The sequence below is a fragment of the Gemmatimonadales bacterium genome, assembly GCA_019637315.1.
GTDB lineage: Bacteria > Gemmatimonadota > Gemmatimonadetes > Gemmatimonadales > GWC2-71-9 > SHZU01.
The window spans coordinates 95104-104375 of the sequence record JAHBVU010000013.1 but is presented as its reverse complement, the minus strand read 5'-3'; the positions used below and the strand labels follow the sequence as shown (position 1 = coordinate 104375).

11 protein-coding genes are annotated in these 9272 nt (G+C 64.9%); all 11 read left to right on the top strand.

Annotation, left to right across the window (positions count from 1 at the left end; translation table 11 throughout):
* Nucleotides 1-90: 90 nt before the first annotated feature.
* The 11 genes from fliJ to KF785_12780 all read left to right on the top strand — a co-directional run bounded on the left by fliJ (nt 91) and on the right by KF785_12780 (nt 9271).
* Nucleotides 91-537, top strand: a complete 447-nt coding sequence (gene fliJ, locus KF785_12830) for a flagellar export protein FliJ (protein MBX3147642.1) — start codon at nt 91-93, stop codon at nt 535-537.
* Nucleotides 534-1004: a hypothetical protein gene (locus tag KF785_12825; GenBank protein MBX3147641.1), complete on the top strand. Its 471-nt coding sequence runs from the start codon at nt 534-536 to the stop codon at nt 1002-1004. Before fliJ ends, KF785_12825 begins: the two co-directional genes overlap by 4 nt.
* A complete protein-coding gene (locus KF785_12820) occupies nt 1004-2842 on the top strand; it encodes a hypothetical protein (GenBank protein MBX3147640.1) in 1839 nt (612 codons plus the stop codon). Before KF785_12825 ends, KF785_12820 begins: the two co-directional genes overlap by 1 nt.
* Nucleotides 2839-3489: a hypothetical protein gene (locus tag KF785_12815; protein MBX3147639.1), complete on the top strand. Its 651-nt coding sequence runs from the start codon at nt 2839-2841 to the stop codon at nt 3487-3489. Before KF785_12820 ends, KF785_12815 begins: the two co-directional genes overlap by 4 nt.
* 14 nt (nt 3490-3503) lie before the next feature.
* Entirely contained in the window at nt 3504-4856 is a 1353-nt protein-coding gene (locus KF785_12810; GenBank protein ID MBX3147638.1) for a flagellar hook protein FlgE, read from the top strand.
* A gap of 301 nt (nt 4857-5157) precedes the next feature.
* Entirely contained in the window at nt 5158-5682 is a 525-nt protein-coding gene (locus KF785_12805; protein MBX3147637.1) for a flagellar basal body-associated FliL family protein, read from the top strand.
* Nucleotides 5683-5695: 13 nt separating this feature from the next.
* Nucleotides 5696-6685: a flagellar motor switch protein FliM gene (locus KF785_12800; protein MBX3147636.1), complete on the top strand. Its 990-nt coding sequence runs from the start codon at nt 5696-5698 to the stop codon at nt 6683-6685.
* A gap of 23 nt (nt 6686-6708) precedes the next feature.
* On the top strand, nt 6709-7011 hold the full coding sequence (fliN, locus tag KF785_12795) for a flagellar motor switch protein FliN (protein MBX3147635.1): 303 nt from the start codon (nt 6709-6711) through the stop codon (nt 7009-7011).
* Nucleotides 7011-8195, top strand: coding sequence for a flagellar type III secretion system pore protein FliP (gene fliP / locus KF785_12790; GenBank protein ID MBX3147634.1), 1185 nt, complete (start codon nt 7011-7013; stop codon nt 8193-8195). Before fliN ends, fliP begins: the two co-directional genes overlap by 1 nt.
* 6 nt (nt 8196-8201) lie before the next feature.
* On the top strand, nt 8202-8471 hold the full coding sequence (locus tag KF785_12785; protein MBX3147633.1) for a flagellar biosynthetic protein FliQ: 270 nt from the start codon (nt 8202-8204) through the stop codon (nt 8469-8471).
* The gene (locus KF785_12780; protein MBX3147632.1) at nt 8471-9271 is read left to right on the top strand and encodes a flagellar biosynthetic protein FliR; all 801 of its coding nucleotides are present in this window, start codon (nt 8471-8473) and stop codon (nt 9269-9271) included. The genes KF785_12785 and KF785_12780 overlap by 1 nt, the downstream gene beginning before the upstream one ends.
* Nucleotide 9272: the final 1 nt, after the last annotated feature.

Sequence of the window (9272 nt, the reverse complement as noted above, 5' to 3'; positions counted from 1 at the left end):
GCGCCCGGACGAGGGCGGCACTCTCCCTGATACCCGGCATCAGGTTCGGCAGCTTGCTGCCCGTGCCAAGCCGGCAGCCGGAGCGCCGCGATGAAAGCCTTCTCGTTTAGGCTGGAGCGTTTGCTCCGACTCCGCGGCGACGCCGAGCAGCGGCAAGCGGTGGTGCTCGGTGAGGCGGCGCGAGCGGAGGCGGAGATGGAAGGGCTCTGCCGTGATCAGCACACTTATCTGGCCGGGATGTCGGATCGCCTGCAGCCGACGGTTGGACAGGTGACGAGCGCCGGCATGATGCGAACGCTGCAGTTGACGGGGCTTGCGGCTGCCAATCAGCTCGAGCAGGCCGAGCAGGAGCGGGATGAAGCCCGGCGGCGGGCCGACACGGAGCGGGAACGCCTCGCCGAAGCGCGGCGCGAGCGAAAGACCCTGGAACGCCTCAAGGAGAATCAGCGCACCGCCTGGCGCGGCGAAGTCGATCGCGACGAGCAGAAGACGATGGACGAGATTGCGGGACGGAGTCGCGGGAGCTCGTTGCCATGAAGCAGAATCTGATTCTCGCGCTGTTCGCGTTCCTGATGGCCATTGCCGGGGCAACCTGGTTCTCGGTCTTCGTCGCGCCGGAACGACCCCCAGCGGTTGCTGAGGCGCCGACGGACAGTGTTCCGACGAGCCGTGCTGCCGTCGGCGATACCTCCATTGCGGCATCGGTTGCGGCGCTGATGACCCGGGCCGATTCGGCGCCGACGGCAACCGTCGTATCGTCCGCGACCGAGCCAGTGGTCGATTCCCGCGGGGCGCGGGAGGTGGCCAAGATCCTGATCACGATGAAGCCGAAGGCTGCAGCGGAGATCATCGAGAAGCTGACGGATGACGAGGTCGAGACAATCGTGCGGCAACTCAATGCAAAGCAGGTCGCAACGCTGCTGGGGTCGCTACCGCACGAGCGGGCCGCGATGCTGAGCCGGCGTTTGTTGACACCAACGGCCCCAACTCGGGGGGGGACCTGATGACACTGCCGATGCTGGTTGCAGTGCCGTTGCGGGGCGAATCAGCTCCAGGAACAGCGACCTCGCGCGCCTTTCGCGCGGCTGCCGCGGCGGGCGAGATCGACGGATCGTTCGAGTTGGCCTTTGGCGCCATGATCGCGTCGACGCCGGCTCGGAATGCTCCAGCTGACAGCTCCATCGAGCTGGTGCTCGACGGCGAATGGCGGGTCGATCCGGAACCGTCCGCCGAGGAAGCCGCAGGCTTGCCGGCGACGAGCCCTGAGGTCGCCGAGGCCGCAAATGGCGACGATGGTGTCGTCGTCCCGCTGGGAAAGAGTCTCGAGACGTGGCTTGCGGCTGCCGGACACCGATCGGCTCCGGTTGCGACGGAGGTGCGTCACGGGGCAGCCGAAGAGATGATCGACCTGGTGCCGATTGGCATCTCGACCGGCCTGCTGGATGCTGATCGATCGTCACCTGAGAGCGCAGCTGTCGAGGCACCCGTACCGACTGGTGCCGCTAACCAACTGGGTGACAGGTCTCGGCCGCCTGCGGTCCCGATCGCGCAAGAGCCCGGACGCGTGGCGGGAAGTCAGGACCCGGTCGTTGGTGAGCTGCCGCTGCCGGGTGCGCCCGGGCGGGTACCTCGTGGCGACTCGTCGGTCGACCCTGCGCCTGACGGCCTGGCGGGAGACCCCCTGACGGTCGCGACCGAAGCGGTGGAGGTTCCGAACCGCAGCGGCTGGGGAGCGTCATCGAACCAGTCGGTCACGACCGTCTACCACGAGCGACTGCTCGGCAATGAGGCCGCCGACGAGGAGCCGGCACTGCCGCACTCCGGTCCGGGGCGCGAACGGCTCGGCTCCCGCACCGCAGCGGGCAACCCGGGGTTGCACGACCAGCGCACCGCTCCGATGGACCTGGATGAAGGGCTTGATCCCGATGCGTTGCTGGCACGGTATCAGGCGCGCCATCCGGCCGTGGAAATTGGAGGCTTTGCGTTTCCGCTCGACCTCCCCGAAACGGTCGCAGAGGAAGCGGTAGCCCCCGCAACGGGTCGCGGGCGTGCCGAGTCGGCTGAGGTCTCCGCGTACGAGCGCTTGCGCAGCCAGGTACTTGGCGGGCAGGGTGAGGGACATGCAGGCAGCCGAAGGCATCCTGGTGCGGAGGGCAACGGGCGCGAGTCAGGCGGCCAGGCCGCCGAGCAGCGTGCGGTTGCTGCGACCCGTGCGCTCGACGATCTCCGGGTTGCCCGGGCTCCGGCCCCGCTGGCAGAACCCGCAGCGGGCGCCGTGCGACGGGAGACTGGCGAAGCGGTGCTGCTCGCCGCGCCGACCACGGCGCCACAGTCGGTCGACTCTGATGGACCTGAGATCGTCCCAGTGGCTCGCCCGGCGGCCGGATCAGCTCCCGCGGATCCGGGCGATCGGATTGCCCGGCGGGTCGAGCATCTGATGCTCAACATCGCCGATGAGCAGGGCGACTACGGGCGACTCAAGGTATCGGTAACCGGTACGTCCGTCCGGGCCACGATCATGCCTAACGACCCGGCGCTGGCTGAACGACTGACCGTCGACCTGCGTCAGCTTCGTCAGCAACTCGGCGATCGCGGCTTTGCCGACGCGACCGTAACGGTGCAGGCGCCGAAGGCGGTCGACGGGGGCGTCTCGTCATCGACGCTGCTGGTGCGCGATGTCGTCGACACCACAGGATTCGAGACCAGAATGACGGATCGTCCCCGGGCTGAGGACCAGCGGCGGGAATCGCCGCGGGATCCGCGAGACCCGGAGCGTGAGGAACAGCGGCCATCCCATCGGTCGCGGGATCAGAAGCAGCACAAACGAGGAGGACAGGAATGACATCACCGCTCTCGGGCCTGGGCGGAAGCCCGACTGCACCGGTGCGGGATCGCCAGGAACTCGGACGGGACCAGTTCCTGTCGCTCCTGGTAACCCAGCTCCGGCATCAGGACCCGCTCAACCCGCTGGCGCCGGACGCATTTGCGGCGCAGCTGGCACAGTTTTCATCGGTGGAGCAGCTGACGCAGCTCAACAAGGCGTTTGACGCGCAGCAAGCCGAGTCGATTGCCCGGACCCTGCTCGACAAGACCAATCTTGGCGCCTCGCTGATTGGCCGTCACGTCGTTGCGGAGGGGAATCAGCTGGTGGTCAGCGGCGGGTCGACCTCGTTCCAGGCCGAGGTGGCCAGCCCGGGTGGACGCGGCACCTTGACCCTCTATGACGCGGCCGGGAATGTGGTGGCAACGCGCGATCTCGGAACACTGCGCGGTGGGGTTCAGACGGTTACTCCCCCGGGCGGACTTCCGTCCGGCGTTCACCGCTATTCGGTGCAGGTCGAAAACTCAACCGGCGAGAATGTCGCCGTTCGCACCTATACACAGGGCGTCGTAGATGGCGTCTCTTTCGAGAGCGGCCAGGTGCTGCTCCGGATCGGCAGCATCCGCGTTCCGCTCGACAGACTTTCTGAAATTACCCCCCTGACGTAAGGAGATACGCTCCAATGATGCGCGCGCTGTTTGCCGGTGTGTCCGGCTTGAAGAATCAACAGGTGCAGATGGATGTTATCGGCAATAACATCGCAAACGTGAATACCGTGGCGTTCAAGTCGTCGCGTATCACCTTTGCCGAGTCCTTCAACCAGCTGCTCCAAGGCGCCACCCGACCGCCCGAGAACTCAGGCGGGCGCAATCCGATGCAGATCGGCAACGGTATGCGGGTGGCCAGTATCGACACCAAGTTCACCCAGGGAACGGTGCAGTCCACCGGGGTCAAGACGGACGTGGCCATCTCGGGCGACGCCTTCTTCGTCGTCGCCGGCAACGGTCGGGCCCTCTACACACGGGCCGGTAACTTCCAGTTCGATGCCAATAACCGGCTGGTGTCGCCGTCGAACGGCTTCATCGTCCAGGGCATCAACGCTGACCCGAACGGCAACTTCTCCTCGTCCTCGGCGGTGACCGGAATCGATCTGTCGCTCAACCTCAAGTCGCCGGCCCGCGCGACCGACGCGGTTCGGCTCGCTGGCAATCTGAACCTCAATCAGCAGATCACGGAAACATCCCCGACCACCGTGTCCGAGCCGCACCAGATGTCGATTACGGTGTACGACACCGCTGGACAGGCGCACAATCTGGTGATGACGTTCCGCCAGGTCTTTGCGGGAACGCCGCCGGCGTCGAACAACACCTGGAGCTTCTCCATCACGACCGAGACCGGTACCGTCGAAGCCATCGACAACGCGTCTCCAGCCGCGACGGCGGCGCTCGACGCCGATCAGGGTCTGGTCACGTTCAACGCCAGTGGCCAGATGGTCGACTTCAGCAACGGCATCACCGATCTGTCGACCGAGTCGGTGCGGATTCGGGTTACGCCGGCGTCCGGTGGGACCCCGTTCGACATCACCATCGATCCGGGCAGCATCAACGACATCAACGGGTTGTCGCAGTTCTCGAACCCGTCGAACGCCGTCTTTACCTCGCAGGACGGCTACAGCAGCGGTGACCTGGCCGACATCTCGATCGACGCGAGCGGCGTCATGACAGGCTTCTACACCAACGGCGTGAGCCGGCCGGTTGCCCAGTTGTCGCTGGCGCAGTTCAACAACCCGACCGCGCTGCTGCGCCGCGGCGACAACATGTTCGAGGCGTCGCCGAACTCGGGCGTTGCCGTGCTGGGCTTCGCGGGGTCGAGCAACACCTCGAGCATTACGGCATCGGCGCTCGAGTCATCGAACGTTGACCTGTCCGAGCAGTTCACCGAAATGATCGTGGCGCAGCGTGGGTTCCAGGCCGCTGCCCGCGTCATTACGACGGCGGATGATATGCTTTCGGAGATGGTCAACCTCAAGCGGTAAGCCTGGGTTCAGGTGGTCGGGTTCGGGGGTGAGGTCGTCTGACCGCACCCCCGCGCCGCCGTTTCCGCCCCCCCGGCTCGGCATTTTCCGCCGAGCCCCGCACGGCAAGGAATTCCTCCTCGGTCGTTAAGGGGCAATCGCCCCGGATTCACGCCCCTGTTGACAGTTTCTGTAAGTCGTTCAAGTAAAATGAGATGGCGTCTAGGGTTCCGGCTGGGACCAGCCTGCCATTCTGTGGTATGTGCGTTGCCTTTGCCACTCGGCGGGTAGTTCCTGTCCTCCGAGTCAACGCAGGGGAATTATGTCCGACGCAGCAACGCCAGAAACGGGTGCCCAAGGGGCAGAGGCTCCCAAAGCCCCGAACAAGCTGATCCTTCCCCTGGTCGTGGCAATCATGACGATCGCGGGTGGCGCGGTCGGCGTGATGGTCATCGCTCCAATGCTCGCCCCGCATCAGACCGCCGCGCTGGATCCGGCGCTGGGTACCGACTCAGCGACGGGGAAGAGCACTGGCAAGGAGTCCAGGGGCCCGATGTTCCGGATCGACAATCTGATCGTTAATCCGGCCGGATCGCAGGGCTCCCGCTTCCTGATGGTCTCGGTTGCCGTCGAGACCAGTAGTGCCTCGCACGAGGAACAGTTGCGCCGGCAGGAAGCGCAGATTCGCGACGTGACCATCTCGTTGCTCGAGCGCGAAACGATGGAGTCGCTCAGCCAGGTCGGGATTCGCGACACCCTCAAGAACCGGCTGGCGGACACCTTGTCAGTGATCACCGGCAGCCGCTCGAAGCTGCGGGTATTCCTGCCACAGTTCGTCATTCAGTAGCCGGTCGATCACTATGACGAGCGGCATCAAGGGACGGGCGGGTGGGCGAAACACCCTGACGCAGCGCGACGTCGATCAGCTGCTCTGGGGCGTCGCGCCCTACAACTTTCTGCGCCCGTCGCGCATCTCGAAAGATCACCGACTTCAGCTGGAGCCGATCTTCTCGCGGTTCGCGCTGTCGGTTCAGTCGACGCTATCCTCCCGGCTCCGCATCCCGGTCGACGTCACCTGCACCTTCGAGCAGGCGACCTTCTCGGAGTACATCCTCTCGATTGGCAACCCCTGCGCGGCCTTCACCTTCTCCTTGTATCCGGATGACCCGCGCCTCTGCGTGCTCGACCTGAGTACCGATCTGGCGTTCTTCATTCTCGACCGTTTGTTCGGTGGCCCCGGTGAGATGGGCGGTTTCCAGCGCGCGCTGACCGTAGTGGAACGCACGGTGGCGCGCGGCATTGCCGACAAGATGGTGATGCATTTCAAGGAAGCGTGGCAGGACCACCTGATTCTCTCGCCCGAAGTCGTGGGATTTGAATCGACTCCGGAAATGCTGCAGGTCACCACCCCGGAAGACAGTGTTCTGGCCGCCAACCTCGAGGTTCAGGCGGGCAGCGCGACGGCGGCGATCTCGATGTGCATCCCGCTTGGTCTGCTGGAGAACTATCTGGCTGAGAAGAGCAGTGCCAGCCGGCAGCCGACCCGCCAGGTGGTGCCCCCGGTTCAGCAGCGAGCCGTCGAAACCGCGGTGCGTGGCGCCCAGGTCGACCTCGTTGCGCGGCTGCCGCTTCTCAAACTCGCGGCCCGCGAAGTTGCCTCGCTCAAGGTCGGTCAGGTCATCCAGACATCGCATCCTGTTGATGGGCCGATCGAACTGCACATCAACGGCACCCGTCGTTTTCTCGCCCATCTCGGACAGTACCGTCGTGCCCTGGGGCTCCGGATTGCCGGGGCGGCTCCAGCCATTCCCGCACCCGCCTCACGCGCGACACGAGGGAGGATTCAGTGACCCAATCAGCTTCGGAAGCAGGCATGGAACCTTTGAAAGACCTGGCCGGTGTCCCCCCGACGACCTCGGCCCCGACATCGCTCGATACCTTGCTCGACATGTCACTGCCGGTGTCGATCGAGTTCGGTCGAACCACCATGACGGTCCAGGACGTGCTTGGCCTGGGCGTCGGGTCCGTGATCAAGCTGGAACGGATGGTCGGTGAACCGATCGACATCTACGTCAGCGACCGCAAGCTGGCCGAAGGTGAGGTCGTCGTCGTTGGCGAGCACTTCGGCGTCCGGATTACTCGGATTCTCGCCGACCAGGAGGACGAGGTCGCGTGATGGGAGACGGGTTGCCCGGGTTGCTGGGCGCGATGGCGATCACGATCGGCCTGCTCCTGATGGCGCTTCGCCTGCTGCAGCGGCTCGATCGTCGTGGTGTTACCCGCGGCAAGGTCCCCATGTCCGTGGTGCAGCGCCTGCCTCTCGGTCCGAAACAGGGTGTCGCCCTGGTTCGCCTGGGGCGCAGGGTGCTGGTGGTTGGTACCTCGGAGCAGGGACCGACGCTGTTGACCGAGCTGCGGGGCGAGGACCGCTTGGCGGCCATCGGGGATCTGCCAGCGGCCGATCCCGATGCCGCGCCCATTCCCGCGCGGAAAGACCTCGAGCTCAAGCGTCTGCTCTCCCGGCTCTCGCTCAGTATCCTGACGGCGCTGGCGCTCGGCGGCTCGGCCGTCAGCGCGCAGGAGGCGGGCCGCCCTTTGCCGATTACGCCCCCGACGTCGGTTGCTCCGCGCCCCGCTGCGCCGGCGGCGCGGGTGCCCGACAACATCAAGGTCAAAGCCCCCGAGGCGCCGGCAATCGACGTCAGAATCGGTCAAGGAAACGAGCAGCTGCGGCTGAGCGGAACCGTCGGACTGGTTGTCTTCCTCGGCGCCATGACACTGCTGCCGGCGGTGGTGCTGCTGATGACCGGATTCACCCGGATCCTCGTCGTGCTCCACTTCCTGCGGTCGGCGCTGGGTACCCAAGGCAGCCCTCCCGGACAGCTGATGGTGGCAATTGCGGTGCTGCTGACCGGCGTCGTGATGCACCCCGTGTTGACTGAGGCGAATCAGACAGCCATTCAGCCGTACCTGGAAGGCCGGATCGACCAGAACGAGGCCTACCAGGCAGCGGCGGTGCCGTTTCGGCGATTCATGCTGGCCAACGTGCGCGAAAAGGACCTTGCTGCATTCACGGACATGACCGGCGCCTCCGAGGCGCAGTCCGAAGACGACATTCCGCTGATGACGATCATCTCGGCCTTCGTCACGAGTGAGCTGACGACAGCGTTCTGGATGGGGTTCGTCCTGTTCATTCCGTTCGTCGTGGTTGATCTGGTCGTGGCCACGTCCCTGATGAGTCTCGGCATGTTCATGGTCCCTCCGGTCATGATCTCGCTGCCGTTCAAGCTCTTGCTCTTCGTGCTCGCTGACGGGTGGTCCCTGGTGGGCCAGAACCTGGTCGCGAGCTTCAACCGGTAACGATCGATGAGTGCGATTCAGGCGTCGGAGCTGATTCGGCAGGCCGTGATGCTGACACTGGTGGTGGCAGCACCGTTGCTGCTGTCAGCCATGATCGTCGGCTTGATCGTGACGCTGATCCAGGCCGTCACCCAGCTGCAGGAACAGACCCTCACCTTCCTGCCCAAGCTGCTGACCATGGCGATCATGTTCGTACTGACGCTGCCCTGGATGATCCGCAAGCTGAGCGAGTTCGTGATTGTGGCGATTCGCTCTCTGCCGTCGGTGGCGAGCTGATGGACGCCGCGGCGACCAGCCTCTTTGCACCGGGTGTCTGGCCCTCCTTCGTGCTGATCTCAGCGCGGATCTCCGGCCTGATGATCCTGTCGCCGTTCTGGTCGCTGGTTTCGATTCCACGGCCCAGCAAGGGCGCGTTGATCGTGGTGCTGGCGGCGATTCTGACGCCACTGGCCGGGACCGTGCCGTTTCCTGATCGGGTGCTGAGCATCCCGATGCCGCTCATGATGGAGTTCACCATCGGTCTGGTGATCGGTCTGTGCGCCGCGGTGGTTGCGCATGCGCTGATGCTCGCGAGCGAAGTCATCTCGATGCAGACAGGTCTTTCACTCGGCCAGGTGCTGACACCGAATCTCGAAACCGGCGGTCCGGCACTGAGCCAGCTGTACTGGTTGCTTGGCCTGGCCGTGTTCGTCGGCATCGACGGGCCGACGGTCATGCTTCAAGCGCTGGCGCGGAGCATCGTCGATTATCCGCCCGGGTCGTCGTCGATCACGTTCACGGAGGGTCCGATGGCCGTGCTGAACCTGACGGGATCGGTCTTCCGGTATGCGATCCAGATTTGCGCACCAGTCATGGTGGCATTGACCCTGGCCAATCTTCTGATGGCGATCCTCAGCCGTGCCGTGCCGCAGCTCAATGCCATGGCCATGGCATTCGGTGTGACCCTGAGCATCGGGCTGCTGATGATCGGGCTGTCGCTGTCGCTGGTGGTCCGTGCTTTGACGAAGTGGTATGCGACCTCGATCGGCAGCGCCGATGGGTTGTTGAATCTGATGATCCGCAGCGGAGCTCAGTGAG

Coding starts and splice junctions, on each gene's coding strand:
- fliN (MBX3147635.1), top strand. CDS start 6,709: ATGGAACCTTTGAAAGACCTGGCCGGTGTCCCCCCGACGACCTCGGCC.
- KF785_12820 (MBX3147640.1), top strand. CDS start 1,004: ATGACACTGCCGATGCTGGTTGCAGTGCCGTTGCGGGGCGAATCAGCT.
- KF785_12780 (MBX3147632.1), top strand. CDS start 8,471: ATGGACGCCGCGGCGACCAGCCTCTTTGCACCGGGTGTCTGGCCCTCC.
- KF785_12805 (MBX3147637.1), top strand. CDS start 5,158: ATGTCCGACGCAGCAACGCCAGAAACGGGTGCCCAAGGGGCAGAGGCT.
- KF785_12800 (MBX3147636.1), top strand. CDS start 5,696: ATGACGAGCGGCATCAAGGGACGGGCGGGTGGGCGAAACACCCTGACG.
- KF785_12810 (MBX3147638.1), top strand. CDS start 3,504: ATGATGCGCGCGCTGTTTGCCGGTGTGTCCGGCTTGAAGAATCAACAG.
- fliP (MBX3147634.1), top strand. CDS start 7,011: ATGGGAGACGGGTTGCCCGGGTTGCTGGGCGCGATGGCGATCACGATC.
- fliJ (MBX3147642.1), top strand. CDS start 91: ATGAAAGCCTTCTCGTTTAGGCTGGAGCGTTTGCTCCGACTCCGCGGC.
- KF785_12785 (MBX3147633.1), top strand. CDS start 8,202: ATGAGTGCGATTCAGGCGTCGGAGCTGATTCGGCAGGCCGTGATGCTG.
- KF785_12825 (MBX3147641.1), top strand. CDS start 534: ATGAAGCAGAATCTGATTCTCGCGCTGTTCGCGTTCCTGATGGCCATT.
- KF785_12815 (MBX3147639.1), top strand. CDS start 2,839: ATGACATCACCGCTCTCGGGCCTGGGCGGAAGCCCGACTGCACCGGTG.